This window comes from Sporichthyaceae bacterium (genome assembly GCA_036269075.1).
Taxonomy (GTDB): domain Bacteria; phylum Actinomycetota; class Actinomycetes; order Sporichthyales; family Sporichthyaceae; genus DASQPJ01.
Window position 1 is genome coordinate 52,846 of sequence record DATASX010000019.1, and the last position, 25,481, is coordinate 78,326.

Sequence of the window (25,481 nt, forward strand, 5' to 3'; positions counted from 1 at the left end):
CGACCTTTCCGGGAACTGTTACGCACCCGACCCGTCCTGCAGCGCCCGGTTTGCAACCCGGATACGCAAAGTCGGCGACTACCGCGCGAATCACCCGGTCCGGGCCGACCAGGGCAGCCGCTAGTGATAATCGTTTCCAACACCCTAGGCGGCGCCCACGGTCCCCACCACACCCGGGTCGGGGGCCCGGGCGCGCCCGGACGGGCCCCGCCCGGAACGCGGCTGGGCGGCCCACGACCGAAGTCGTGGCCCGCCCGGAGGATCCGTTGCCGCCCAGCTGACGAGACGTCAGAAGATGTCGTCGATGATGCTCTCGCCGATCCCGAATCCGATGCCCATCCCGGCGCCCTGAGCCAACGCGTTGCCGAAGCTGCCGCCCATGAACCGGCCCAGCAGCCCGCCGCCACCACCCTGCTGCGGTTGCTGGTACTGGGGCTGCGGCTGGTACTGCGGTTGCTGGTACTGCGGCTGCTGGTAGGCCTGCTGCTGGTAGGCCTGCTGCTGGTACGGGGCAGCGGCGACCGGTTGGTGGGCGTTGTTGACCACGAAGTCGTGCAATGCCTGGACGAGCGCGCCGACCTGTTGCTGCTCGGCCTGGATGGCCAGCGCGATCTCGCGCAGGTCCAAATTCCACTCCCGAGCCAGCGTGTCGCCACCCGCCGCGGCCCCTTGGAGCTTCGTGCTCAGCGTCCGGATCGTCGCCAGTGTCTGGTCCGCCTGTGCCTGCAGGCGGGAGTGCGCCGCGTCGATGGTCTCCACGTCAGCCATGGCCACTGCATCTCCTCTTGAAACAACCGCCGCGCGAGTCGATCCCGCCGTGCGGCCGACGGGGCGCGGGGTGTTCCCGCGTCGGGACCGAGCTTACGTCGGCGGGGCTTGCGCTGCCTCGAGCGACGTGGGTGATCGTTCCCGGTCTCGGCCCGGCCTTGACACGCGCGAATCGCGCCGGACAGGGTCGGGGATGACCACCTTGGACCTCGAGGCCCTTGCGGCCCGGCGGGAACAGATCGCGGACAGCTACCTGAAGTCCCGTGCTGATCGCTCACCGAGCACTGCCCGCGGCATCCATCACGTGGCGCTGCTGTCCTCCGACGTCGAGACCACGGTGCGGTTCTACGACGGCATCCTCGGATTCCCGTTGGTCGAGGTGATGGAGAACCGCGACTACCCCGGGTCCACCCACTTCTTCTTCGACCTGGGTAACGACAACCTCCTGGCGTTCTTCGACTTCCCCGGGCTCGACGTCGGCGGCTACGCCGAGGTGCTCGGCGGGCTGCACCACATCGCGATCTCAGTCAGCCCGCACAAGTGGGCTGCCGCAGCGGATCGACTGGCCGAGGCCGGCATTGAGCACACCGTGCACAGCGACGTCTCGCTGTACTTCCGCGACCCCGACGGCGCGCGGCTGGAGCTGCTCGCCGACCCGCTCGGGGAGATGTACGGCACCGACATCCTCTGACGCAGCGTCAGGCCACGGTGGTCGGATCCTCGGCCGCCGCGGTTCGCGCCGAGGAGCGCAGTTGATACGGGACGCTGGTCACCAGCACGCCTGGTTCGAACAGCAGGCGGGCCTTCAGCCTCAGCGCGCTCTGGTTGTGCAGCAGCTGCTCCCACCAGCGGCCGACGACGTACTCGGGGATGAACACGGTGACCACATCGCGCGGGCCGGCGCGGTGCAGCCCGCGCAGATACTCCAGGACGGGGCGGACGATCTCCCGGTACGGGGAATCCAGCACCACCAAGGGAATGTCCAGGCCGGCCCGTTCCCAGTCCTCGCGCAGCTGCGCGGAGCCCTCCACGTCCAGGTTGACGGTCAGCGCAACCAGCGACGTGGGCCGGGCCGCCCGGGCCTGGGCCAGCGCACGCATCGTCGGCTTGTGCAGTTGGGAGACCAGCACCACCGCGCGAGTGTTCGAGGGCAGCCGCAGAGCCTCGCCGTCGTCCAGCGCGAGTTCGGCACTGACGTGCGCGTAATGCCGGCGGATCGACTTCATCATCGCGAACAGCGAGATCATCGCCAGGATCGCCAGCCAGGCTCCGTGCGTGACCTTCGTGTAGAGCACGACGATCAGCACGGTCGCGGTCGCCACCGCTCCGACGCCGCTCACCGCCCGCGACCGGTGGATCCGCGCCCGCCGCGCCGGATCCGCCACGGCCAGCGCCCGGTTCCAGTGGCGAACCATCCCGGCCTGGGACAGCGTGAAGCTGGTGAACACCCCGATGATGTAGAGCTGGATGAGCTTGTCGATGTCGGCGTTGAAGCCGACGATCAAGGCCGCGGCGAACCCGCCGAGCAGCACGATCCCGTTGCTGAACACAAGTTTGTCTCCGCGGTGCCGCAACTGCCGGGGCAGGTAGCGGGACTGCGCGAGGATCGAGGACAGCACCGGGAACCCGTTGAACGCGGTGTTCGCGGCCAGCACGAGGATCCCCGCGGTCGCGGCCTGATAGGCGTAGTAGAGCGGGTTGTGCCCACCGAAAGTCGACGCGGCCAATTGCGAGATCACCGACGGGTTCCCGGATTCCTGCGCGCGCGCATGCAGGTGCAGCGCCAACACGGTGATGCCGACGAACATCGAAACGGCCAGGGCGCCCATCGCCATCAGGGTCAGGGCGGCGTTGCGCGCCTTGGGTTTGCGGAATGCGGGCACCCCGTTGCTGACCGCTTCGACCCCGGTCAGTGCGGTGCAGCCGGAGGCAAAAGCCTTCAGGCACAGCAGAACTGTGAAGACCCCGCCGATGTGTTCCGTGCGAACCAGTTGCTGCCCGGCGGTGGCGGCCTGCGGCAGGTCACCGAGCACGTCGCGAACCGCGGCGACCGCGAACATCAGGAACGTCAGCACGATGAACAGGTAGGTCGGCACCGCGAAGGCCCGCCCGGACTCCCGCACACCGCGCAGATTCGCGACCACCAGCAACAGCACGAAGCCCACCGACATCGCGGCCGCGTGCTGTTGCAGCGACGGGAACGCGCTGGTGATCGCGACCACGCCGGACACTATCGAGACCGCGACGGTCATCACGTAGTCGACCAGCAATGCGCTGGCAGCGGTCAGTGCGGCGTTCTCGCCGAGGTTTTCAAGGCTGACCGCGAACGCGCCGCCACCGTTCGGGTAGGCGTAGCAGGTCTGCCGGTAGGAGGCCACGACGATCACGAGCAGCATCGCTACCACCGCGGCGACCCAGGAGGCGTAGCCGATCGCGGCCGCGCCACCGGCGGCCAGCACCAGCACGATCTCCTCGGTGGCATAGGCAACCGAGGAGATCGCGTCCGAGGCGAAGACCGGAAGCGCCAGCCACTTGGGCAGCAGCGTTTCCGACAACTGCTGGCTGCGCAGTGGACTGCCGACCAGCACCCGCTTCACGACGCCGACGCGAGCCCCCCGTGGCGGGCTCCCCAAAGATTGAGCCACGACGAGCCACGATAAGTACCCCCCACCGGGTGTGCCCTCAATGCGACCTCGGGATCCGGACGGCCGCCCTCAATGAAATCTCAAGATCGCCTGCAGGTGGCTGTTCGGGGGTTGAACTGGGCGGGTCATGGCTGTCGAACGGGGTCCGCGCGCGCCCGTCCCGGCTGCGGTCGTAGTGGCCGCCGGGTTCGGGGCGTTGCTGGCGCTCGACTGGGCGCTGTCAGCCGGCGACGGGCGCTCCGGGCTGGTGGCGCCCACCGTGGCCGCGGCGGCCGTTGTCGCCGTGGTCGCGTTCCTCGCCCCGGCCGCGGCGCCCGCGATCGCCGGCATCGGCTGGACCACGCCGGCCGGTTTCGCGGCCCCGCCGTACCCGGACCTCAAGCCCGGCGGGACGTTGCCGGCCGCGGCGGCATTGTTCGCGGTCGCCGCAGTAGCAGCGCTGCTCGGTCGTGCCGTCCGGCGGGCTGGAACCGCGCGGGCCCGGACGGCCGAGGCGAGGGCCCTGCTCGATCTGGCACGCACCGTGCTGGCCGACGGGGACGACCCCGCGGCGGTGCTCGCGCATCTGCGGGATCGCTGGGGGGCCAACGGGGAGCTGCTGGAGTTGCGCAACTCGCGGTGGATGCGGGTCGCGGGCGCGCCTGCTGACGGCACGCCGACCCTGTTGCGACCCGCCGACCCACCGTTTGCTCTACGGGTCGCCGGTGGCGACCGGATCCCGTCCGCGGTGCTGGAGGGCTACGCCTATCAGGCGAGCGCGGCGCTGCAGCGGCGCCGCCGTAACGACGCGGCCGCCGCGGCCGAGACCCTGGCCGCCGCCGCGGGTGCCCGGGAGGCGTTGCTGGCGGCCGTCGGCCACACCCTGCGCACCCAGTTGACCCCGATCAAGGCAGCGGTCTCGTCGCTGCGGCAGCACGACGTGGCCTGGTCGCCGGCCGACCAGGAGGAGCTGCTGGCGACCATCGAGGAGTGCGCCGACCGACTGGCCGCGCAGATCGCGAACCTGCTCGACATGAGCCGGCTCTCGGCGGGCACGCTGACCCCGTTGCTGCGGCCGGCTGCGGTGCCGGAACTCGCGGCCGCAGTCCCGCGACCGGAGATCGAACTGGACCTGCCCGAGGACATCCCGTTGGTGCTCACCGACCCGACGCTGCTGGCCCGCGCCCTGCGCAACCTGGTGGAGGACGCGGTCGGGCACGCCGGCCCGGACCAGCGGCCGCGGCTGACCGCGACGCGCGCCGGCGACCGCGTGGTGCTGCGCATCGTCGACCACGCCGCCGGGCACCGATCCGCGCTCTCGTTCGAGCCGTTCGACGGCATCGACGACCGGCACGCAGGCGCCGGGTTGGGCCTCGGCCTCGCGGTCGCCCGCGGCTTGGTGGAGGCCTGCGGCGGACATCTCGAGGCGATGGCGACCCCGGGCGGGGGCCGCACGATGTACTTGGACCTGCCGTGCGCGCCGCCCGAACCGGAGCAGGCACCCACTCCGGAGGTGCTCCGATGACCCGGATCCTCGTCGTCGACGACGAACCGCAGATCCTGCGCGCGATGCGCATCAACCTGGCGGTGCGGGACTACGACGTCGCCACCGCCGCCGACGGCGCCGGCGCGCTGCGGGCCGCGGCCGCGACGCATCCCGACGTCGTCGTGCTAGATCTCGGCCTGCCGGACCTCGACGGCATCGCGGTGATCCAGGCCTTGCGCGGCTGGAGCAGCGTGCCGATCCTCGTGCTGTCCGGGCGCACCGGCAGCGGCGACAAGATCCAGGCGCTGGACGCGGGCGCCGACGACTACGTCACCAAGCCCTTCGACATCGACGAACTGCTGGCCCGCATCCGGGCCGTGACGCGGCGGGCGGTGTCTCCGGACGGTCAGTCGGCCACCGCCACGATCGGCGAGCACGTCATCGACCTTTCGGCGAAGACGATCTCCGGCGGGGTGCGCCTGACCCCGACCGAGTGGCACCTGCTGGAACTGCTGCTTCGCAATCCAGGCAAGCTTGTGACGCAGCGTCAGTTGTTGACCCAGGTCTGGGGCCCGCACGCCGGCAACGAGTCGCACTACCTGCGTCAATACCTGGCCCAGTTGCGCCGCAAGCTGGAACCCGACCCGGGCCGCCCGGTCCACCTGCTGACCGAACCGGGCATGGGCTACCGATTCCAGCCGTGAGCCTGTTCCCGACCCATACGACGCGCCGGTCAGCCCATCTTGGAGTGATCCCAGCTGACGACCTTGGTCGCGGTCAGCACCAGCCCGACCCGCTTGGCGGCCTGCTGCTCGAACGCGGCGATCATCACCGACCGCTCGGCGTTGTAGGCCGAGCCGTACCGGTCGATCAGCGCCACTCCGATGTCGAAGGTCTGCTGGTAGTCCTCGACGACCTCGACGTCGCACTCCATCGAGACACCACGCAGCGCCAGATAGCTGTCGCCGGACTCGGCAAGCACGGTGGCCTCCGGCACCCGCCGCAGGTTCGCCGTCTTCTGCGACTTGGCGTAGGTCCAGGTGACCAGCACCGGGCGGCCGGCGTCGGGCTCGCGGAGCGCGTACCAGAGCGGCGCCAGGTGCGGGCGACCGCGCGGGCCGATCGTGGCCACCTGGATGACCTGCTGCCGCGCGAGGTAGGCGGCAACCTCGGCGGAATCCATCCGGATCTCGGTGCGACGCGACATGGGGGAGGATTCTGCCTGAGCGTCCGCTTTGACTCCGACCGACCCGCTGACCGGTGCTCGCCGACGGGCTACCGTTGGAACTTACGGCCGGTCGTCCGGCGTCGGCCGTGTCGGACCTTCCGCAGCGCCGGCAGAGGATGAGATGAACACCGGCGCGCTCGTTCAGACCACGGCGTTTCGCATTCCCCGGCCGGGACCGGGGTTCGGCCACGGTGGCGGCCTCGGTCACCACAGCTTCGGCCACATCGGGACGTTCCTGATCCACATGGCGATCTGGCACATGATCTCGCGGATGTTCATGCGGGTCCCGGGGCTGATCGGCCTGGTCCTGCTGGTCGCGGCGGTGGTTCTGCTGTCGCGTTTGTGGACCCGGCGCCGCACTAATCGCCCGGGGTGGACCCAGCGCCGCTGGTGACCGACGGGGCGTGCGCGCCCGCCGGACTGACGTGGACCGTTGCAGCCGACAGGCGCGGCAACGCATGCAGCAGATGACGCTCCACGTGGTGCGCCACGTAGTGGGCCTCGCCGACCGACAGCGCGGGGTCGACGTCGATGTCCGCCTCGGCCCGCAACGTGTGGCCGACCCAGCGGATCCGTAGTTCCCGAACGGCTCCGACGCCCGGCACACCGGCCGCGGCCTGCGTCGCCGCGCCCACCAGCGCGGGGTCGACGGCGTCCAGCAGCCGCGCTCCGATCGCAACGACCGCGCCGCGGAGCACCCCGAGAATCGCCACGGTGATCAGCAGCCCGACCACCGGGTCGGCCCACCGCCAACCCAGCCCGGAGCCGGCCGCTCCGAGCAGCACCGCGAGGCTGGTGAAGCCGTCGGTGCGGGCGTGCAGGCCGTCGGCCATCAACGCGGCCGAACCGATCCGCCTGCCCACGCGGATCCGGTAGCGCGCCACGAGTTCGTTGCCGACGAAACCCAGCCCGGCGGCCAGTGCCACCGCGGCCAGATGGTGCACGGCCTGCTGATGGGTGAGCCGACGCACCGCCGTCCAACCGGCGACCGCCGAGGACAACGTGATCATCGCGATGACGAACAGGCCCGCGACGTCCTCGGCCCGGCCGTAGCCGTAGGTGAACCGGGGCGTGGCCGGACGCAGCGCCAACGCGAACGCGACCAGCAGCGGCAGGGCCGTCAGGGCGTCGGCGAAGTTGTGCAGGCAGTCCCCCAGCAGTGCGACCGACCCGGATGCGGCGGCCACGACGGCCTGACCTGCCGCGGTGGCCGCCAGCACCGCGAGGCTGATCCACAACGCCCGCCGTCCGGACGCGTCGTCGCGCAGCGCGGCGTCCACCGAGTCGGCCGGGTCGTGCGAATGGCCCCCGAACAACTCGCCGATCTCGTGCGCCAACCGGGCCCGGAGCGAACGGGGCTCGTGGTCGTGCTCGTCCTCGTGCGGCGCGTCGTCGTGATGCCCGTGCCCGTGTCCGTGTGCCACAGGTGCCATGGCAGCATCGAAATCGGATTGCAGCTACCGGCTTACTGCAAGCCACTCGCAGCTACCAGTCGCACCGAAGGTCCGTGTCCGGCCCGCGCACGACCGGACCGAGGTCCGGACGTCCGGGACTCGCGGGCCGGATGGACCGTTCGAATTGCGGACTGGCGTTTCTGCTGGCACGGGAGCGGTGCCGAGGAGAAGTCTCGCGTCGGCGCGCGGTCAAGTCGAGAGGTCCGGAATGTGACGCATGACGTCACATTTTGGCGACGCGCTCGATCAGCCGGGCTCCGCCGGGGCCGGCCCGCCGCTGCGGCGCCCGGGCATCGACAGCACCATGGTCAGCCCGCCGCCCGGGGTCTCCTCGGGCTCCAGCGTCCCGCCCATGGCCTCGGCCAGGCCGCGGGACAGTGCCAGGCCCAGGCCGACCCCGGTGCTGGTGTCGGTGTCGCCGAGGCGTTGGAAGGGCAGGAAGACGCGTTTCCAGTCCTCGAGCGGGATGCCGGGGCCACGGTCGACCACGCGGATCTCGAGGGTGTCGCCCAGGCGGCTGGCGGCCACCAGCACGTCGGTGCCCCGCGGGGTGTGCCGCACCGCGTTGGTCATCAGGTTGACCAGGATCCGTTCCAGCAGAGCCGGGTCGGCGGTGATCTCCGGCAGGTCGTCGGGGACGTCGATCCGGAAGCGCGCTGCCTCGGGCCCGGCGCTCTTGACCGCGTGCGGGACGACCTCGTCGAGCGCGACCGCGCTCAGGTGCAGACCGAGCGCACCGGCCTGCAAGCGGCTCATGTCGAGCAGGTTGGCGATGAGCCGATCGAGTTCGACCAACGACTCGCGAGCGGTGGCCAACAACTCCGCCCGGTCGGACTCGCTCCAGCCGATGTGCGGGTTGTTCAGGCTGTCCACGGCCGCGCGGGCTGAGGCCAACGGCGTGCGCAGGTCGTGGCTGACCGCGGCGAGCACCGCCGAGCGCAGCGCGTCGGTCGCCACGACCGGCCTTGCTCGGTCGGCCTCGGCCTGCAACTGCTGCTGGCGCAACGCCAACTGGGTCTGGGCCGCGAAGGCCTCCAAAACGCGCCGGTCGCCGGCCGCCGGAACCCGGCCGCGGGCCAGCAACCGGGTGCGTTCGTCGATCTCGACGTCCACCGCGGCTTCGGCCGGACGTTGGCACGGCCCGGCGCCCACGGTTGCCAGCACCCGCCAGGCCGACGGCTCCTCCCGGTCGCCGGGCGCCGGATCGCCGACCCGCTCGACCAGTGTCACGTCGGAGAATCCGAAGGTCTCCGCCAGCCGGGACAGCAACGACGGCAAGGCGTTCTCACCGCGCAGCACGTGCACCGCGAGGCCGGCCAGGATCTCCGCGTCGGCCCCGGCGCGGGCGGCCTGCCGGGCTCGCCGCGCGGCGAGGTCGACGACGGCACTGACCGTCGCGGCGACCAGGATGAACACCACCAGCGCCAGCACGTTCTCGTGGTCGCCGATCGTGAACGTGTACAGCGGTGGCGTGAAATACCAGTTCAGCAGCAGGAATCCACCGACGGCGGAGGTCAGCGCAGGCAACAACCCACCGACCAGCGCGACCGCGACCACCGCGGCGAGGAACAGCAGGATGTCGCTGGGCAGGCCGAGCGAGCCGCGCGTCCGGGTCAGACCGACGCTCAACGCAGGCATGCCGAGCACCGCCAGCAACCACCCGGCCAACAGGCGTTGCCCGGTCAGCGCCCCGCGCTGCGCGGTCGGGCGATGCACCTTCGGGCCGTCCGGGCCGGTGACCAGGTGTACGTCGATCGACCCGGACAACGCGGTCGCGGCGGTGGCCACCCCAGGGTTGATCAGGTGCGCGAACCGGCTCGAGCGCGAGGCACCGAGCACCAACTGGGTGGCGTTGACGCCCCGGGCGAAATCGATCAGCGCCCGGGCCACGTCGTGGCCGAACACCTGGTGGTAGGTGCCGCCGAGTTCCTCGACCAGCGTACGTATCCGGGCCAGGTCGCCCCCGTGCGGGCGGGTCAGGCCGTCGTCGGCGGTGACGTGCACGGCCAGCAGGTCCGAACCCGTGCTGCGGGCCGCGATGCGCGCCGCGCGCCGGATCAGGTTCTCCCCCTCCGGCCCGCCGGACAGCGCGACCACGACCCGTTCCCGGGCCTCCCACGTGGCCCGGATCCCGTGCTCGGCGCGGTACCGATCGAGTTCGGTGTCGACCTTGCCGGCCACCCACAGCAACGCCAGTTCCCGAAGGGCCGTCAGATTGCCGATGCGGAAGTAGTTCCCGAGCGCGGCGTCGATGCGCTCGGGCGGATAGATGTTGCCGTGTGCCATCCGGCGGCGCAGCGCCTCCGGGGACATGTCGATCAGCTGCACCTGCGCGGCCGCGCGGACCACCTCGTCGGGCACGGTCTCGCGCTGCTGCACCCCGGTGATCTCGGCGACCACGTCGTTGATCGAGGCCAGGTGCTGGATGTTGACCGTGGTGACGACGTCGATGCCTGCCTCGAGCAGTTCCTCGACGTCCTCCCACCGCTTCTCGTTGCGGGAGCCGGGGGCGTTGGTGTGCGCCAGTTCGTCGACGAGCACGATCCGCGGGGCGCGGGCGAGCACCGCCGCCACGTCGAGTTCGGTCAGTTCGGTGTCGCGGTAATGGACGATCCGACGGGGAATGGCCTCGAAACCGTCGAGCAGCGACGCGGTGTTCGGGCGGGCGTGGGTCTCGACGATCCCGATCACGACGTCGCGCCCGCGCTCGAGCGCCCGACGGCCCTCGGCCAGCATCGAGTAGGTCTTGCCGACGCCAGGGGCCGCCCCGAGGAAAACTCGGAGGCGGCCCCGTACGGCGGGTTCGGCGGGATCAGGCACGAGAGGATCCTTACGAATTCCGCTGATCCAGCGCCAGGTTCAGTTCGAGAACGTTCACCACTGGATCGCCCATGAAGCCGAGTGCTCGCCCGGTTGTGTACTTCGCCACCAGCCCCGCCACGGTGTGCGGGTCCAGGTTGCGGGCCTTGGCCACCCGGGCGATCTGCAGCTCCGCGTAGGCCACCGAGATGTCCGGGTCGAGCCCGGAGGCGCTCGCCGTGACCGCGTCGGCCGGGACCTGCGGGTGCGCCGGGCCGACGTCGACCGGGACGACGCGCCCGGCCGAGTAGTCGTCGCCCGGGTTCGCGCAGGTGACCGGGACGCCCTGATAGGTCGTCAGAAACGGCTTGGCCGGGCAGGCTTGGTTGACCGAGACCGCGTGATCGGGCGTGCCGACGGCCGGGAACACGGCCAGTACCGCGCCCACGCCGTCGGCGGTGCAGTACGGGCGACCGCCGTCCACGCCCTCCAACTGGCCGACTGCTGCCGAGCGCGAGCAGACTCCGGTGAGCAGGGATTGCTTTGCGGAGCTGGGATTTCCCGCCGTGGCCAGGGTGTCGACGACACTCTCCGGGCCGAGGTTGCTCGCCGAGCTCGACGTCGGGTCGTACCCGTTGCCGGTGCCGGCCGAGGACGGCCGGGACTGGAAGTACTTTCCGATCGCGTTTCCCTTGTCGTCCTGGAAAGCCTGACCGATCAGGCTGCTGCCCACGGCCTTCCCGTCGACATTGATCACCGAGCCGTTGGCCTTGTTGTGGAACACGGTCTGCGCGACCGCGGTGACCGCCAGCGGGTAGACCACGCCGGTCAATGCGGTGAGCACGACCAGCGCCCGGATCGCGGCGAGGTGCCGGCGCAGGAACGGGCCGGACTGCGAGGTTCGAGTCATCACGACATCCCGGGGAGGAATTGCACGAACAGGTCGATGGCCTTGATGCCGATGAACGGCATGATCACGCCACCGACGCCGTAGATCGCCAGGTTTCGGTTGAGCAGCGCGGCGGCACTGGACGGCTTGTAGCGCACCCCGCGCAGCGCGAGCGGGATCAGCGCCACGATCACCACGGCGTTGAAGATGACAGCCGAGAGGATCGCGGACTCCGGGCTGTGCAGGCCCATGATGTTCAACCGGTGCAGGCCCGGATAGACCGCGGTGAACATCGCCGGGATGATTGCGAAGTACTTCGCCACGTCGTTGGCGATCGAGAACGTGGTGAGCGCCCCGCGGGTGATCAGCAACTGCTTCCCGATCTCGACGATCTCGATGAGCTTGGTCGGGTCGGAGTCCAGGTCGACCATGTTCCCGGCTTCCTTGGCAGCCGAGGTTCCGGTGTTCATCGCGACGCCGACGTCGGCCTGGGCCAGCGCCGGGGCATCGTTCGTGCCGTCGCCGGTCATCGCGACCAGACGCCCGCCCTCCTGCTCCCGACGGATCAGTGCGAGCTTGTCCTCCGGGGTCGCCTCGGCCAGGAAGTCGTCGACGCCGGCTTCCTCCGCGATCGCCGCGGCAGTCAACCGGTTGTCGCCGGTGATCATCACGGTCCGGATGCCCATGGCTCGTAGTTGCGCGAACCGCTCGCTGATGCCCGGCTTGACGACGTCCTTCAGGTGCACGACACCGAGCACGCGAACGTATCCGCCACTGGCCTCGGCGACGACCAACGGGGTGCCGCCGCTGCCGGCGACCTGATCGACGGTCTCGCGGACCTGCTCGGGGATGGATCCGCCTTGCTCGGTGCACCAGGCGAACACAGCTGATGCCGCACCCTTGCGGATCTGGCGGCCCGTCAGATCCACCCCGGACATGCGGGTCTGCGCGGTGAAGGCCACCCACACGGCATCGCGCAACCCCCCGGCGTCGACCGGGGGCACCCCCGTCGACTCGGCGAAGCTGACGATCGAGCGGCCCTCGGGCGTCTCGTCGGCCAGGCTGGACAGCTGCGCGGCCATCGCGAGCTCGGAGCCGGTGACGCCGGGCGCGGCCAGCAGGTCGCTCGCCTGCCGGTTGCCCAACGTGATCGTGCCGGTCTTGTCGAGCAGCAGCGTGCTGACGTCGCCGGCGGCCTCCACCGCGCGGCCGCTCATCGCAAGCACGTTGCGTTGCACCAACCGGTCCATGCCGGCGATGCCGATGGCCGAGAGCAGCGCGCCGATCGTGGTCGGGATCAGGCAGACGATCAGCGAGACCATCACGATCCCGGTCACGCCGTAGTTGTCCAGGGCCAGCGAGTTGGGCGAACCCGGGTTCGTGGCCTTCGCGTAGATCGCCGCGGGCTGGATGGTGACCGTCGCCGCCAGAAAGATGATCGTCAACGCGGCGAGCAGGATGTTCAGAGCGATCTCGTTCGGCGTCTTCTGCCGATTGGCGCCCTCGACAAGGGCGATCATGCGGTCCAGGAAGGATGCCCCGGGCCGCTGGGTGATCCGCACGACGACCCGGTCGGACAGCACCCGGGTGCCGCCGGTGACCGCGCACCGGTCGCCGCCGGACTCGCGGATGACCGGGGCGGACTCACCGGTGATCGCCGACTCGTCGACGCTGGCGATGCCCTCGACGACGTCGCCGTCGCCGGGGATCAACTCGCCGGCCTCCACGACGACGTGGTCACCGAGTTGCAGCGCGGCGGCCCCGACGGTGTCGACGTCCGCACTGGCGATCACCATGCCGGGCCGCCATCCGGCGACCCGGCGGGCGGTGGTGTCGCGCCGGGCCGCCCGCAGCGTGGCGGCCTGTGCCTTGCCGCGCCCTTCGGCCACGGCCTCGGCCAGGTTGGCGAACACGACCGTCAGCCACAGCCAGACCACGATCGCCCAGGCGAACAGCGACGGGCTGCCCAGGGCCAGCACGGTGGTGAATACCGCGCCGACCTCGACGATGAACATGACCGGGTTGTGCCACAGCGTGCGCGGGTCGAGCTTGCGAATCGCATCCGGCAAGGATCGCCACAACTGGCTCGGGTCGAGCAACCCGCCGCCGACCCGCGGCGGTGGGGCGTGCGGCGCCGGCGGACGCGGCTGCTCCGGCGCTATCTGAGTGGTCGTCACTTCAGTGGAGTCCTTCCGCGAGCGGCCCGAGGGCGAGCATCGGCAGGTAGGTCAGCGCGACCAGGATCACCGTGACGCCGGCGAGCATCCCGACGAACTGCGGGCGGTGGGTCGGCAGCGTGCCCGTCGAGTTCGGGACCAGCTTCTGCCTGGCCAGCGAGCCGGCCAGGGCGACGATCATCACCATGGGCAGGAAGCGGCCGAAGGCCATCACCAGACCCAGCCCGTTGTTGTGGAACAGGGTGTTCCCGCTGAATCCGGCGAATGCCGATCCGTTGTTGTTCGATCCGGACGTATAGGCGTAGAGGATCTCCGAGAACCCGTGCGCCCCGGAGTTGCTCATCGCGGCGCGCCCGTGTGGATAAGCCATCGCCACCGCGGCACCGAGCAGGACGCACATCGGCGTCGCCAGGAAATAGAGCGAGGCGAGCTTGATCTCGCGGGCGCCTATCTTCTTGCCCAGGTACTCCGGGGTCCGCCCGACCATGAGACCGGCGGCGAAGACCGTGAGGATCGCCAGCACGAGCATGCCGTAGAGGCCGGAACCGACACCGCCGGGCGCGACCTCGCCGAACATCATGTTCATGATCAGCATGCCGCCGCCCAGCGCGCTGTAGCTGTCGTGGGCAGAGTCGACCGCGCCGGTGGAGGTGAGCGTCGTCGAGGTGGCGAACACCGAGGAGTCCGGTACGCCGAACCGCGCTTCCCTGCCTTCCATCGCCGAGCCGATCGCGGTCGGGACGGTGTCGGCGTGGTGCGACAGCTCCGCGCCCATCGTGATCGCCAGGCTGCCCAGGAACAGCACGCCCATCACGGCCACGATCGCGTAGCCCTGTCGGTTGTCACCGACCATCCGACCGAAGGTGCGCGGCAGGGCGAAGGCGATCACGAGCAGCAGGAAGATCGCCAGGAAGTTCGTCCAGGCCGTCGGGTTCTCGTACGGGTGGGCGGAGTTGGCGTTGAAGAACCCGCCGCCGTTGGTGCCGAGCTGCTTGATGGCCTCCTGCGAGGCGACCGCACCCGGGGTGAAGGTCTGCGTGCCCCCCGCGACCGAGTGCCAGGTCGAGTGGCCGGCGAGGGTCTGGATGACGCCGCCCCCGACCAGCAGGATTGCGCTGACCGTGGCGATCGGCAGCAGGATCCGGACGGTGCCACGCACCAGGTCGACCCAGAAGTTGCCGATCGTGTCGGCCTGCTTGCGCGCGAACCCGCGGACCAGGGCGATCGCGACCGCCATCCCCACCGCGGCGGACCCGAAGTTCTGAACCGCGAGGCCGGCGGTCTGGACGACGTCGCCCATCGTCGACTCACCCGAGTAGTTCTGCCAGTTCGTGTTGGTGACGAAGCTGACGGCGGTGTTCCACGCCAGCCCGGGCGAGACCGCCGGGAAGCCCAAACTGTCGAACAGCTTGTTCTGCAGGCGTTCCAGGCCGTAGAGCCCGATGATCGAGACCACCGAGAACGCCAGCGCGCTGCGGGCGTAGGTCGGCCATCGCTGTTCCGAATCGGGCTCGACGCCCATGGCCCGGTACATGAGCCGCTCGACGCACCAGTGCTTGCGGTCGGTGTAGACCCGGTACATCCAGTCGCCCAGCGGGCGGTGGGCCGCCGCGAGAGCGAGCACCAGGACGGCGGCGAAGAGCAGACCCGCCGAGGTCGATGACATTCTGATCTCCCGTCAGAAACGTTCGGGCAGTAGCAGGGCGATCAGCAGGAACACGGCCAGCACCGCCGACACGATCAGTCCCGCGACGTTCGACCCATTCACCGGCGTGCCTCCATCCGGCCCTGCGCGCTCACAGTTGTTCCAGTCCGGCGACGACCGCCGCGAGCACGGCAAAGATCGCCGCCGTGAGAGCGATGTAGAGGACGTCCTGCATCGAGTGGCTCCTCGGCCGGCCCAGCAGACTGCCAGGCAACAGTTCCCAGCGAAGCTCGGGCGCGACCGGACAACCAGATGTCGCTACGTGATCCATACGCCCGCCCGCGGCATCTTGACGGAATCCCTACGGCGGCGGCCCCGGTTAGGCTGGTGGGCCGACCAGGACTCGGGGGTGCAGTGCCGGAGGGCGACACCGTCTGGCTGACCTGCCGGCGATTGCACGCGGTGCTGGCCGGCCGGGCTCTGGTCGACGCCGACCTGCGTGTGCCGAAGCTGGCGACCGTCGACCTGCGCGGCGTGGCCGTCGACGAGGTGCTCCCCCGCGGCAAGCACCAACTCTTCCGGCTGGGCAACGGCTGGACCCTGCACACCCACCTGCGGATGGACGGCACGTGGCGCATCGGGCCGGCCGGCGAGCACGTCCGCGGCGGTGCGGCCCACCAGATCCGGGTGGTGCTCAACACCGCCGAGCATCGGGTCGTCGGCTTCCGCCTGCCGGTGGTCGAGCTGGTGCGCGCCGACGCCGAGTCGACGGTGGTCGGTCACCTCGGGCCGGATCTGCTGGGTCCGGACTGGGACGCCGCCGAGGCGCTGCGGCGCCTGCTGGCCGAACCGGAGCGGTCGGTCGGCGAGGCGTTGCTCGACCAGCGCAACCTGGCCGGCATCGGCACCCTCTACCGTGCCGAGACGCTGTTCCTGGCAGGTGTGCACCCGCGTCGCCCGGTGGCTGCGGTGGGCGACCTCGGCCACGTGGTCGGCCTGGCTCATCGGCTGCTGCGGGCCAACATCGCCGCGGGCAGCTACGCGCAGGTGACCACCGGCAACTCCCGCCGTGGCCAGGAGCACTGGGTGTTCGAACGCACCCGGCGGCCCTGTCGCCGCTGCGGCACCCCGATCCGCACCGAGCGCTACGGGCCGCCCGGCCAGGAACGGCTCAGTTACTGGTGCCCCAGCTGCCAACCCGGCGACTGATTCAGCCGCTCGACCCCAGGTGTGTCACAAACCACTTAGGGGTAGCGTCGAACTCGCAGACCGCAGTTCCGCGGGCCGTCGAGGGTCCCCTCGGACGGCCTTCCGACCCGAGAGGAGCGGTCGAATGACCGAGAACGAGAAGCACGAGGCCGGCGGTTGCACCTGTAACCCGTGCAAGTGCGGCGACAACTGCTCCTGCGGCAGCTGACCAACGGCAGCTGACGGAATCCGCTCGGCGATCTCGGCCCGAATCCCAGGGGCTGCGCCGAGCCCCGCGGCCGATCAGACCGAGAGTTCCCGCACCGCCCCCGCTTCCACGGCGATGCGCCGGTTGACGCGAACCACTTCCAGCAGCCGTCGGTCGTGCGAGACCAGCAGAAGCGTTCCGGTGTAGGTCTCCAGCGCCTCCTCGAGCTGCTCGATCGCGGGCAGGTCGAGGTGATTCGTCGGTTCGTCGAGAACGAGCAGGTTGACCCCCCGGGCCTGCAGGAGCGCCAGGCTCGCCCGCGTCCGCTCCCCCGGCGACAGGCTCGCCGCCGGCCGTAGGACGTGATCGGACCGCAGCCCGTACTTGGCCAGCAGGGTGCGGACGTCGGCCTCGGAGGAATCCGGCACCTGTTCGCCGAAGGCCCGCAGCAGGGTCGTCGAACCGAGGAATGCGGAGCGGGCCTGGTCGATCTCCCCGATCCGCACGCCCGATCCGACGCCGGCCGAGCCCTGTTCGGGCGCCAGCCGCCCCAGCAACATGGCGAGCAGCGTGGACTTCCCGGCGCCGTTGGGGCCAGTGATCGCCACCCGGTCCGCCCAGTCGATCTGCACCTCCACCGGCCCGAGCGTGAACGCACCCAGCCGAGCCACCGCGCCGTTGGCGGTGGCCACGATCGCACCGGCGCGAGGCGCCGCGGCAATCTCCATCTGCAGCTGCCACTCCTTGCGCGGCTCCTCGACGACCTCCAGACGTTCGAGCAGCCGCTCGGTCTGGCGCGCCTTCGCGGCCTGCTTCTCGGTCGCCTCGGACCGGAACTTGCGACCGATCTTGTCGTTGTCCGGTGCCGCCTTGCGGTGGGCGTTCTTGACGCCCTTCTCCATCCAGGCTCGTTGCGTCCGCGCCCGCTCGGTGAGCTCCCCCACCCGGTCGGCGTAGCCCTCGTAGGCCTCTCTGGCCTGCCGGCGTGCGATCTGCCGCTCCGTCAGATATGCCGTGTAGCCGCCCCCGTAGATCTTCACCTGCTGCTGGGCCAGGTCGAGCTCGACGATCTTCGTGGCGGTGCGGACCAGGAACTCCCGGTCGTGGCTGATCAGGCCCACCCCGACGCGCAGCCCGCTGACGAACTGCTCGAGCCGTTCCAGGCCGTCCAGGTCGAGGTCGTTCGTCGGTTCGTCGAGCAGGAACACGTCGTAGCGCGAGAGCAGCAACGACGCCAAGCCCGCGCGGGTCGCCTGCCCGCGGGACAGCGTCGCGACCTCGGTGGCCGGGTCGACCCCGAGCCCGAGGTCCGCCAACGTCGCCTCGGTGCGCTCCTCGAGATCGGCCGCACCCAGGGCCAGCCAGCGCTCCAGCGCGAGGCTGTAGGCGTCCTCCGCGCTGAGGCCGCCGATCGGGTGGCCGGCGCCGAGCGCGTCGGCGGCGGCGTCCAGGGCAGCCTGCGCAGGCGCGACGCCGGAGCGTCGGGCGATCAAACCGAGCACCGTCTCGCCAGCCACCGGCCCGGGCTCCTGCGGCAGATAGCCGACGACCGCTCCGGGCGGCGACAGGCTGACCCGCCCCGACCCCGGCGGCGCCAGCCCGGCGAGCAGCTTGAACAGCGTCGACTTGCCGGCCCCGTTCGGCCCGACGACACCGAGTGCATCGCCCGGCGCCAGAACCAGGTCGAGCCCCGCGAACAGAGTCCGGTCCCCGTGGGCGGCCGACAGGCCCTTCGCAGTCAATGTCGCGCTCATATGGGCCCGACGTTACAAGGCCGAGGCCGCACCGTGGCGCGGTGATCCGCCCCACCCGCGTGAGTTTTCACTGTCTCGGGTCTCGTTCGGCACGGATTCTCGGACCGATCGGCAAAGGCCGATTCATGTACAAGCCGGACGGGTCGGGCTGACGGTATTCAGAGCTGGGTCATTCTCAATAGCTGAATTCTTGTACCAGTGGACCGTGAATTCGGCAGCTGTCAGTTGATCGGACAATCACAAGAATTCAAAAAGCGCCCGGTACTCCTGAGGTTGGCGCCCGCGGCCGACCTCCGGAATGCCGTGCCGACCACCGGCTCGGCACACCAGGCGACTTGCACGGCCGCTGGGCCGGGCACCGGAACCACTCCGTTGTAATCCGACCAGTTCGGCTTCGTCAGCCAGTTCTACTCCGGCGTAGCGACTACCTCGGGATTGTCGGCCGGAATCCCTCGACCGGCGTTGCAAATTTGAGTACAAGTACGCAACAGTGTCGCCGTGAGGCACCGGTGATGACTCCACGGCGCGGGCGCCCGCCTCGGTTGTCGCTGGAAGCGATCGTCTCCGCAGCGCACGAACTGGTGGAGCGCGACGGCGCCGATTACCTGACGATACGCCGACTGGCGGAGGAACTCGGCTCCGGGGCGATGAGTCTGTACCGCCACATCAGCACCAAGGAACAGGTGTTCGCTGCCCTGGCTGATCGGTATTTCTCGGAGATTCAATTCCGGCGGGGCCGGAAGCAACGCAGGCATTCGAAATCCTCGCCTGCTACACCTTCGGGGCTGCCCTCCGGCACGTCGAGTTCCCGGCGGCCGGACCCGGCGCGAGCGGCCTGTCCGCATTGGCGGACCTGCCCGCCGCGGAATTCCCGAACTTGCGCGCCCTCGGGCCGATCCTGGCGGCGCGCCGCTTCGACTTCGACGCGGGTCTTCGCCGCGTCCTGGCCGGACTCGCCCCGCCGGCCAACCTGCCGGAAGGACGGACGTGATCGACGACCTGAGCGCCTTCATCATCGCCGGACGGGTCAAGGCGGAGCCGAATGGCCGTTATGAGACCGATGAACGATCGCCGGCGCAGGGAATCCTCGACGGCGTCGAGGCCGAGGCCGTCGGCTTCCGTCGGATATTCCTGTCGGAGCGGTGGAACCTCAAGGAGGCCGGCGCCCTGCTCGGTGGCGTCGGCGCACTCACCAAGCGGATCGGGCTGGCCACTGGCCTGATCAACCCGGCGTCGCGCCATCCGCTGCACGCCGCAGCTCTCGGGTCGACGATGACCGCCGCGTACGGGAACCGCTTCGTGCTCGGCCTTGGCCGAGGCGACAACGGCGTGCTCAAAGGAACCGGACTGCGGGCCGCGACCATGGCGGCATTCGTCGACTACGCAACGATCGTGCGGCGGCTTTGGGAAGGCGAGACCGTCTCCTACGACGGGCCTGCAGGCAGCTACGAAGCGCTGTCGCTCGGCGATCTGCACGCTGGGCCACCGCCCGAGTTGTGGTTCGGCACCTTCGGTCTGACCCGCGCGGCGGAGGCAGCCGCGATGTGCATGGACGGCGTGCTTCTCGTGCCGAACATGACTCCGGCGGCCACCGCCGAGACGGTGCAGCGACTTCGGGCCGCGTGCCTGCGGATGGACCGAGACCCGGCCACCCTGCGGATCGCTCAGTGCGTGATCACCGCTCCCGACCTGGACGACACGGAGACCCGACAGATCGCGCACGCGCGGGCGGTCACGTACCTCCAGGCGCCCGGCTACGGCGACGCCCTCTGCCGGGTGAACCACTGGGATCGGTCCATCGTCGGCCGGCTCTCCGACCACACTCAGCTCAGATCCTCAGCTTCGAGCCCCATCGCGGACTCGATGTTTCATCGCAACCAGTTGACCGAACCGGCCAAGCTGGTGCCGGACGAGTGGATGATCGAGAGCTGCGCGATCGGCTCGACCGACGACTGCGTGGCGCAATTCGCGCGCTTCCGAGAGGCCGGCGCCGACGAACTCGTCACCTACGGCAGCACACCGAGGCAGAACGCCAAGCTCGCGGCGGCCTGGGAGGCCCGAAACCACGGATAACCCGACACGACGGGGCTCGGAGGGTGGAAACGAAGGAAGCCACGAGCTGCGCTTGGGCCTCCGCGCCGAGGTGGACCCAGTACATCCGCGCGGCTACAGCCGAGACTCAGTCACGGCCACCGGCTCATCGTCGGGCGGGACCTCACCGCTCAGCAGTTCGGCGGCGCGGCGGACAACCTTGCGATGTTCGTCCGGGTCGCGCGTGACCCACGCGCGCATCCGCCAGTGTTCGACAACGTCGAGGAGCCCCGAGAGCTCGAACGACTCCGCGGCCTCCTTGATGTCCGCCGCCTAGTCGCGGTCGAACTCGTCGCGGTACTCCGGGTGCAAGGCCGCGCGGATCTCGCCGGGCGAGGATCCGGGCCGCGGGAGCGATGGCAGCTCATCCTCGTGCGGGACCGACAACGACGGCATGGGACAAGGGTAGGCCGGACCGCCGACAGATTGACCCGGTGGGGGCCGGCATCACTAGGGTCGGGTCCGTGCGGCGCGAGGAGGGACGCGGTGGGCGGAACGGGTTGCACAGCGTGTGGTGAGCAGACCCGGTCCGGGTTGCGGTTCTGTACCGGATGCGGGACGCCGGTGCCGCCGGTCACCTGCCCGGGCTGCAGCGCCGTCCTGCTGCCCGACGATCGTTTCTGCGGCGCGTGCGGTAGGGCCCAGTCCGCCCCGGTACCCCAGCCGGTCGCCGGCACCGCCGCGATGGCGTCCATCTCCCTGCGCCCCGCGTCGGTCCCGTCGGCCCCGCACCGGGCGGAGGCCAATCCGGAGGGAGAGCACAAGCAGGTGACGGTCCTGTTCGCGGACGTCGCCCGCTCCATGACCCTGGCCGAGGAGCTGGACCTCGACGACTGGGCCGATCTGATGGAGCGTCTGTTCGACGTGTGCCGCCAGGCGATCGAGGACTTCGGCGGAACCCTGGACAAGTTCACCGGCGACGGAGTGATGGCTGTTTTCGGCGCACCCGTTGCGCAGGAGGACCACGCGGCGCGCGCCTGCCACGCGGGCCTGCGGCTCGTCGAGGACGCGCGAAAGTTCGCCGACGAGGTCCGGACCCGCACCGGCGCCCAGATCGAGGTCCGAGTCGGACTGAATTCGGGCGAGGTCGTCGCCGGCCAGGTCGGCAACGCCTTCGGGGCCTACACGACAGTCGGGCACACCGTAGGTCTGGCCCAGCGGATGGAGAGCCTGGCCGAGCTCGGCACCGTCTACCTCAGCGAACACACCGCCCGGTTCCTCGCCGGCAGGTTCGCGCTGCGCAGCCTGGGCGCGACCGAGGTCAAGGGATCCTCGGTGCCGGTCGGGGTGTTCGCGCTGGAGGCCGCCCGCGACCGGACGGCGTGGCGCCGCAGCTCCGGCGCCGCCCGCCTGATCGGACGCGACGCCGACTTCGGCAGGTTGCTCGCGGCGCTCAACGGCGCCCAGGAGGGACGGGCCGCAGTCGTCGGACTGGTCGGGGAGGCCGGCAGCGGCAAGAGCCGGCTCTGCGACGAACTGGCCAGCGTGGCCGAAGAGGCGGGCTTCCTCGTGGGCCGCACCGCCGGCGTCTCGCACGCGCGCCAGGTCCCCCTGCTCCCCGTCCTGGGCCTGCTCCGGGACTTCTACGGGGTGACGGGCGAGGAGGACCCCGAGTCGATCCGCGCGGTTGTGGCCGCAAGCGTGCTCGAGCTGGGCTCCTCCTTCGAGGCCGACCTGCCGTTGCTCTTCGACTTCCTCGAGGTGCCCGACCCGGACCGGCCGGCCCCGCAGTTGGGGCCCAACGCCCGGCGGCGCCGCATTCTCGACGTCTTCCGCCGCATCTCCGGCCGGCGCACCGAACGCTCGGCCCTGCTGTTCATCCTGGAAGACCTGCACTGGTTCGACGAGGAGAGCATCGCCTTCCTCGACGGGCTGTTCGGCTCCTACCCCGGCACCCGCACGCTGGTCGTCACCAACTTCCGTCCGGAGTTCCACGCCGCGTGGACGGTGCAGTCGATCTACTCCCAGCTCCCGCTGAGCCCGCTGGAACCGGACGCTGTCGACGCGCTGCTCCGGGAACTCCTCGGCCCGGGGCTCGAGGAGCTGGCGGCCTCCCTGCGCGAGCGCACCGGCGGCAACCCGTTCTTCGCCGAGGAGATCGTCCGGTCTCTCGCCGGTGACGGCACGCTGCACGGCGAACCCGGGCGGTACGCCCTGGCCCGCCCGGTCGCCGAGGTCCGCGTGCCCCCGACGGTGCACGCCGTGCTGGCCGGGCGCATCGACCGGCTCGACCCGCGGGACAAGTCGGTGCTCCAGGCCGCCGCGGTGATCGGACGCACCGTCGAGCGCGACGTGCTGACCCAGGTCACCGGCTTGGATCCCGACCAGCTCGCCCAAGCTCTGGACGCGCTGGCTGACGCCGAACTACTGGGGCCGGGCGAGCAGGCCGAGCAGTACCGCTTCCGGCATCCGCTGACCCACGAGGTCGCTTACCGGACGCTGCTGGCCGCGTCCCGGCGCCGGCTGCACCGGGCGGCGGCGCGTGCGATCGTCGAGTCCGAGCCGCACCGCCACGACGAGCTGGCGGCGGTTGTGGCCCTGCACTTCGACGCCGCCGGCGAGCGGCTGGAGGCCGCCCGGTGGGAATTGCGCGCGGGAACCCAGGCCATCCGGCTCGACTACGACGAGGCCCGCCGCCGGTGGCGCACGGCCCTGGACCACCTGCGCGAGGTCCCGCGCGACGAGGCGACGCTGAGTCTGGAGGTCTCCGCCTACGCCCAGCTCCTGCGCATCGGCGCCCGGACCGGCATGGACCCCGGCGAGCGCGACGAGCTGTTCGCCAGAGCCCGGCCCGCCGCGCAACGATTGGGATCGGACGAGTTGCTCGCCCGGCTCGCCATCTCGGAGGCGACGATCCGGCTCTGGGGCGGCGACGTCAACGGGGGTCTGAGCGCCTTCCGCCGCGCGATACCGCTCGCGGAAAGGTCGGGCAACCGCGACCTGCTCGCCTTCGCGCACGGCACGCTCGCGCACGCCTACGCCTTCTCCGGCCCGGTGTCCGCAGCCCACGAGACCACCGAGGCGGCCCTGGCGGTGTGCGCCGGAGACCCGGCCACGGGGCGCAGCGTGGCCGGGTACAGCGTCTACGACGCGGTCCAGACCTGGAACGCGATGGCGATGATCGCGGGCGGTCGGCTCGCGGCGGCGCGGGCGGTCCTGGACACCGCGCTGGCGGCGTACGAGGTGCGGACGTACGGCGAATGGCACTCCTGGGCGCTGTCGATGTCGGCCGACCTGGCCGACGCCACCGCCGACCCGGCCGAGATCGCCCGCGCCGAATCCGACGCCGCGCTCGCCGCCGCCCTGGCGCAGGACTCCGTCACCCTCGCCGTGCGGGCGGGGCATGCGACCGGACTGGCCGCGCTGTGCCTGGGCCGCCCGTTGGAAGCCTCGGCCGCGTTCAACGACGCCCTGACCCTCGGCCGCCGGCACGGCACGGGCCTGCACTTCGAGGTGCGGCTGCTGGCCGATCTCGCGCGCGCACACCTGGACCTCGACGACCACTCCGGGGCCCGGATCGCCGCCACCGAGGCGACGATCCTGGCCAGCCGCCAAGGGGCCCGCGTGGCGGGCGCGCTCGCCCACTCGGTGCTGGCCCGCGCGCTGCGCGAATCGGCCACCGGCGCCGACGATCTGGCGGCGGCAGCAGCAGCGGTCGCGGCCGGTGCGGCGCTGGCGGCCGAAACGGGCGCCGCCACCGCCGGTGCGCTCCTGGCGGAGGAGCGAGCTCGACTCGAACCGGATCCGACGGCACGTCACGGACTGCTGAAACTGGCGGCCGACGGGTACGGCGCCATCGGCGCGCACGGCCACAAGCAGCGGGTGCGCACCGAACTCGGCGGCTGAGGTCACGCCACCGGGACGGGGGTCGCCGCGCCCCGGCAATTGCCAGGGCGATACGGCGCCGGGCAGGATTTGGCCCGACTCGTGCTGCCGGCGCCGGGAGGAACCCCACCGATGAACGAGGACGTCGCACAACTGGCGGATGCCGCCCGGGAGCGGGAGTACCTGCTGGGCGCGCGAGATGACGAACGCCAACGTCTGCTGGGACAGGGCGAATCGGTCCGCGGCCCCGCCGCAGCGCTGCTGGACCGCATCGGCGTCACGTCCGGGTGGCGGGTCGCCGACCTCGGCTGTGGACCGTTGGGGATCCTCGACCTCCTCGGCGAACGCGTCGGGCCGGGCGGGCGGATCGTCGCCGTGGAACGCGATCCACGGATGGTCGAGCACCTGACGCTGAGCCTGAAGGAGCGCGGCCTGTCCAACGTCGAGATCGTCGAGGCCGATGCGACCGCGACAGGCCTGGACCCCGGCAGCTTCGACCTCGCCCACACCCGGCTCGTGCTGGTCAACGTGTTCGCACCCGGCCGCGTGCTGGCCGAGATGCTGAGACTGGTCCGGCCCGGCGGTGTGGTGGCGGCCCAGGAGGTCGACCTGTCCGGGTTCGGCTGCTTCCCGGCCAATCCCTCCCACGACCGTCTGCTCGCCGCGGTCGTCGCCGCGTGGCGGGACGGCCGCGACCCGTACGTCGGGCGCCGGGTGCCCGGTCTGTTCCTGGACGCCGGAGCGAGCGACATCCACGCGGACTGCTTCACCCTGCTGCAGCGCGACGGCGACCCGAACCATCGCATCGTGCCGTTCTTCGCGCAGCTGATGCGCGAGCGGATCGTGGGCGGTGGCCTGCTCGCCGCCGACGACCTCGACCAGCTGTGCGCCGACGTCGAGGACCACCTTTCGCAGCCCGGCGTGATCACCATGTGGGGGCCGGTCTACCAGGTGTGGGGGCGGCGGCCGACCTGAGCCCGGCCGCCCCACGCCGTGACGTGCAATCAGATCCCGGGCTCGCTGCTTGGCGCGCCCAGCCCGGCTCAGCGATGGACGAGCATGAAGTGAAGGCCGTCGAGTCCGAGGAGCATCAGGTAGCCACTGCCGACCCGGCCTGGGGCCGGGCTGCGGAGATGGGTGATCTCGTGGTCCCCATCAAGCTGTCCTGGCGAAGGTTCCTCGATCGGAGACGGATGATCAGGGGCCGATGTTGCTCGGCCAGATCCGCGACGTCGGAGCCACCAGCCCTGATCCCGCGGGTCCGGACGAATCACGGCCACCAACGGAGAGACACCCTGTCCCGACCGCGCGTTCTTTGCACGCGTGACGCTACAAGAGTCCCGAT

Annotated in this window: 22 protein-coding genes; 9 read left to right on the forward strand and 13 right to left on the reverse strand. The window is 70.8% G+C overall.

Going from position 1 to position 25,481, the window contains the following annotated elements:
- Window positions 1-288 precede the first annotated feature (288 nt).
- The gene (locus VHU88_04255; protein ID HEX3610878.1) at window positions 289-768 is read right to left on the reverse strand and encodes a hypothetical protein; all 480 of its coding nucleotides are present in this window, start codon (window positions 766-768) and stop codon (window positions 289-291) included.
- A gap of 193 nt (window positions 769-961) precedes the next feature.
- Between VHU88_04255 and VHU88_04260 the strand changes: the two genes are divergently transcribed.
- Complete coding sequence (locus tag VHU88_04260; protein HEX3610879.1) at window positions 962-1,459, forward strand: VOC family protein; 498 nt, start codon at window positions 962-964, stop codon at window positions 1,457-1,459.
- A gap of 7 nt (window positions 1,460-1,466) precedes the next feature.
- On the opposite strand, the gene VHU88_04265 is transcribed toward VHU88_04260, so the two are convergent.
- Complete coding sequence (locus VHU88_04265) at window positions 1,467-3,413, reverse strand: APC family permease (GenBank protein ID HEX3610880.1); 1,947 nt, start codon at window positions 3,411-3,413, stop codon at window positions 1,467-1,469.
- A 127-nt stretch (window positions 3,414-3,540) separates the two neighbouring features.
- On the opposite strand from VHU88_04265, the gene VHU88_04270 reads away from it, so the two are divergent.
- Window positions 3,541-4,917 carry an ATP-binding protein gene (locus tag VHU88_04270; protein ID HEX3610881.1) on the forward strand — a complete coding sequence of 459 codons (1,377 nt, stop codon included), beginning with the start codon at window positions 3,541-3,543 and terminating at the stop codon, window positions 4,915-4,917.
- Entirely contained in the window at window positions 4,914-5,582 is a 669-nt protein-coding gene (locus VHU88_04275; GenBank protein ID HEX3610882.1) for a response regulator, read from the forward strand. Before VHU88_04270 ends, VHU88_04275 begins: the two co-directional genes overlap by 4 nt.
- A 29-nt stretch (window positions 5,583-5,611) precedes the next feature.
- Here VHU88_04275 and VHU88_04280 read toward each other — a convergent pair whose 3' ends face one another.
- Window positions 5,612-6,085 (reverse strand): pyridoxamine 5'-phosphate oxidase family protein, encoded by a 474-nt coding sequence (locus VHU88_04280; protein HEX3610883.1) that lies wholly within the window; start codon window positions 6,083-6,085, stop codon window positions 5,612-5,614.
- 142 nt (window positions 6,086-6,227) lie between these two features.
- Between VHU88_04280 and VHU88_04285 the strand changes: the two genes are divergently transcribed.
- Complete coding sequence (locus tag VHU88_04285) at window positions 6,228-6,500, forward strand: hypothetical protein (GenBank protein ID HEX3610884.1); 273 nt, start codon at window positions 6,228-6,230, stop codon at window positions 6,498-6,500.
- Here the strand turns inward: VHU88_04285 and VHU88_04290 are convergent.
- From VHU88_04290 to VHU88_04320, 7 genes are all read right to left on the reverse strand, one after another.
- Window positions 6,466-7,530 carry a cation diffusion facilitator family transporter gene (locus tag VHU88_04290; protein HEX3610885.1) on the reverse strand — a complete coding sequence of 355 codons (1,065 nt, stop codon included), beginning with the start codon at window positions 7,528-7,530 and terminating at the stop codon, window positions 6,466-6,468. The genes VHU88_04285 and VHU88_04290 overlap by 35 nt on opposite strands.
- A gap of 276 nt (window positions 7,531-7,806) precedes the next feature.
- Window positions 7,807-10,380 (reverse strand): DUF4118 domain-containing protein, encoded by a 2,574-nt coding sequence (locus tag VHU88_04295; GenBank protein ID HEX3610886.1) that lies wholly within the window; start codon window positions 10,378-10,380, stop codon window positions 7,807-7,809.
- A 10-nt stretch (window positions 10,381-10,390) separates the two neighbouring features.
- Window positions 10,391-11,269 (reverse strand): potassium-transporting ATPase subunit C, encoded by an 879-nt coding sequence (locus VHU88_04300; protein HEX3610887.1) that lies wholly within the window; start codon window positions 11,267-11,269, stop codon window positions 10,391-10,393.
- A complete protein-coding gene (kdpB, locus tag VHU88_04305) occupies window positions 11,269-13,425 on the reverse strand; it encodes a potassium-transporting ATPase subunit KdpB (protein ID HEX3610888.1) in 2,157 nt (718 codons plus the stop codon). Before kdpB ends, VHU88_04300 begins: the two co-directional genes overlap by 1 nt.
- Window position 13,426: 1 nt before the next feature.
- Window positions 13,427-15,091, reverse strand: a complete 1,665-nt coding sequence (kdpA, locus tag VHU88_04310; GenBank protein ID HEX3610889.1) for a potassium-transporting ATPase subunit KdpA — start codon at window positions 15,089-15,091, stop codon at window positions 13,427-13,429.
- A gap of 12 nt (window positions 15,092-15,103) precedes the next feature.
- Window positions 15,104-15,193, reverse strand: a complete 90-nt coding sequence (locus VHU88_04315) for a potassium-transporting ATPase subunit F (GenBank protein ID HEX3610890.1) — start codon at window positions 15,191-15,193, stop codon at window positions 15,104-15,106.
- Window positions 15,194-15,221: 28 nt separating this feature from the next.
- A complete protein-coding gene (locus tag VHU88_04320) occupies window positions 15,222-15,344 on the reverse strand; it encodes a hypothetical protein (GenBank protein HEX3610891.1) in 123 nt (40 codons plus the stop codon).
- 140 nt (window positions 15,345-15,484) lie between these two features.
- Here VHU88_04320 and VHU88_04325 point away from each other — a divergent pair, with 140 nt between their 5' ends.
- The gene (locus VHU88_04325; GenBank protein HEX3610892.1) at window positions 15,485-16,279 is read left to right on the forward strand and encodes a DNA-formamidopyrimidine glycosylase family protein; all 795 of its coding nucleotides are present in this window, start codon (window positions 15,485-15,487) and stop codon (window positions 16,277-16,279) included.
- A gap of 282 nt (window positions 16,280-16,561) precedes the next feature.
- On the opposite strand, the gene VHU88_04330 is transcribed toward VHU88_04325, so the two are convergent.
- Window positions 16,562-18,220, reverse strand: a complete 1,659-nt coding sequence (locus VHU88_04330; protein ID HEX3610893.1) for an ABC-F family ATP-binding cassette domain-containing protein — start codon at window positions 18,218-18,220, stop codon at window positions 16,562-16,564.
- 844 nt (window positions 18,221-19,064) lie between these two features.
- Here VHU88_04330 and VHU88_04335 point away from each other — a divergent pair.
- Both VHU88_04335 and VHU88_04340 read left to right on the forward strand, forming a co-directional pair.
- Entirely contained in the window at window positions 19,065-19,211 is a 147-nt protein-coding gene (locus tag VHU88_04335; protein HEX3610894.1) for a hypothetical protein, read from the forward strand.
- Window positions 19,208-20,293, forward strand: coding sequence for a TIGR03857 family LLM class F420-dependent oxidoreductase (locus VHU88_04340; GenBank protein HEX3610895.1), 1,086 nt, complete (start codon window positions 19,208-19,210; stop codon window positions 20,291-20,293). Before VHU88_04335 ends, VHU88_04340 begins: the two co-directional genes overlap by 4 nt.
- A 93-nt stretch (window positions 20,294-20,386) precedes the next feature.
- On the opposite strand, the gene VHU88_04345 is transcribed toward VHU88_04340, so the two are convergent.
- Entirely contained in the window at window positions 20,387-20,575 is a 189-nt protein-coding gene (locus VHU88_04345) for a DUF6247 family protein (GenBank protein ID HEX3610896.1), read from the reverse strand.
- A 9-nt stretch (window positions 20,576-20,584) separates the two neighbouring features.
- Window positions 20,585-20,707, reverse strand: a complete 123-nt coding sequence (locus VHU88_04350; GenBank protein ID HEX3610897.1) for a hypothetical protein — start codon at window positions 20,705-20,707, stop codon at window positions 20,585-20,587.
- A 288-nt stretch (window positions 20,708-20,995) separates the two neighbouring features.
- Between VHU88_04350 and VHU88_04355 the strand changes: the two genes are divergently transcribed.
- Together VHU88_04355 and VHU88_04360 are read left to right on the forward strand one after the other, a co-directional pair.
- On the forward strand, window positions 20,996-24,157 hold the full coding sequence (locus VHU88_04355; protein ID HEX3610898.1) for an adenylate/guanylate cyclase domain-containing protein: 3,162 nt from the start codon (window positions 20,996-20,998) through the stop codon (window positions 24,155-24,157).
- 111 nt (window positions 24,158-24,268) lie between these two features.
- On the forward strand, window positions 24,269-25,111 hold the full coding sequence (locus VHU88_04360) for a methyltransferase domain-containing protein (GenBank protein ID HEX3610899.1): 843 nt from the start codon (window positions 24,269-24,271) through the stop codon (window positions 25,109-25,111).
- The last annotated feature ends 370 nt before the right edge of the window (window positions 25,112-25,481 follow it).

Bases quoted from the DNA above. Each gene is read 5' to 3' on its own strand.
- VHU88_04360 (HEX3610899.1), top strand. From the start codon at position 24,269: ATGAACGAGGACGTCGCACAACTGGCGGATGCCGCCCGGGAGCGGGAG.
- VHU88_04255 (HEX3610878.1), bottom strand. From the start codon at position 768: ATGGCTGACGTGGAGACCATCGACGCGGCGCACTCCCGCCTGCAGGCA.
- VHU88_04300 (HEX3610887.1), bottom strand. From the start codon at position 11,269: ATGACTCGAACCTCGCAGTCCGGCCCGTTCCTGCGCCGGCACCTCGCC.
- VHU88_04280 (HEX3610883.1), bottom strand. From the start codon at position 6,085: ATGTCGCGTCGCACCGAGATCCGGATGGATTCCGCCGAGGTTGCCGCC.
- kdpA (HEX3610889.1), bottom strand. From the start codon at position 15,091: ATGTCATCGACCTCGGCGGGTCTGCTCTTCGCCGCCGTCCTGGTGCTC.
- VHU88_04275 (HEX3610882.1), top strand. From the start codon at position 4,914: ATGACCCGGATCCTCGTCGTCGACGACGAACCGCAGATCCTGCGCGCG.
- VHU88_04355 (HEX3610898.1), top strand. From the start codon at position 20,996: ATGGCGTCCATCTCCCTGCGCCCCGCGTCGGTCCCGTCGGCCCCGCAC.
- VHU88_04270 (HEX3610881.1), top strand. From the start codon at position 3,541: ATGGCTGTCGAACGGGGTCCGCGCGCGCCCGTCCCGGCTGCGGTCGTA.
- VHU88_04260 (HEX3610879.1), top strand. From the start codon at position 962: ATGACCACCTTGGACCTCGAGGCCCTTGCGGCCCGGCGGGAACAGATC.
- VHU88_04285 (HEX3610884.1), top strand. From the start codon at position 6,228: ATGAACACCGGCGCGCTCGTTCAGACCACGGCGTTTCGCATTCCCCGG.
- VHU88_04350 (HEX3610897.1), bottom strand. From the start codon at position 20,707: ATGCCGTCGTTGTCGGTCCCGCACGAGGATGAGCTGCCATCGCTCCCG.
- VHU88_04330 (HEX3610893.1), bottom strand. From the start codon at position 18,220: ATGAGCGCGACATTGACTGCGAAGGGCCTGTCGGCCGCCCACGGGGAC.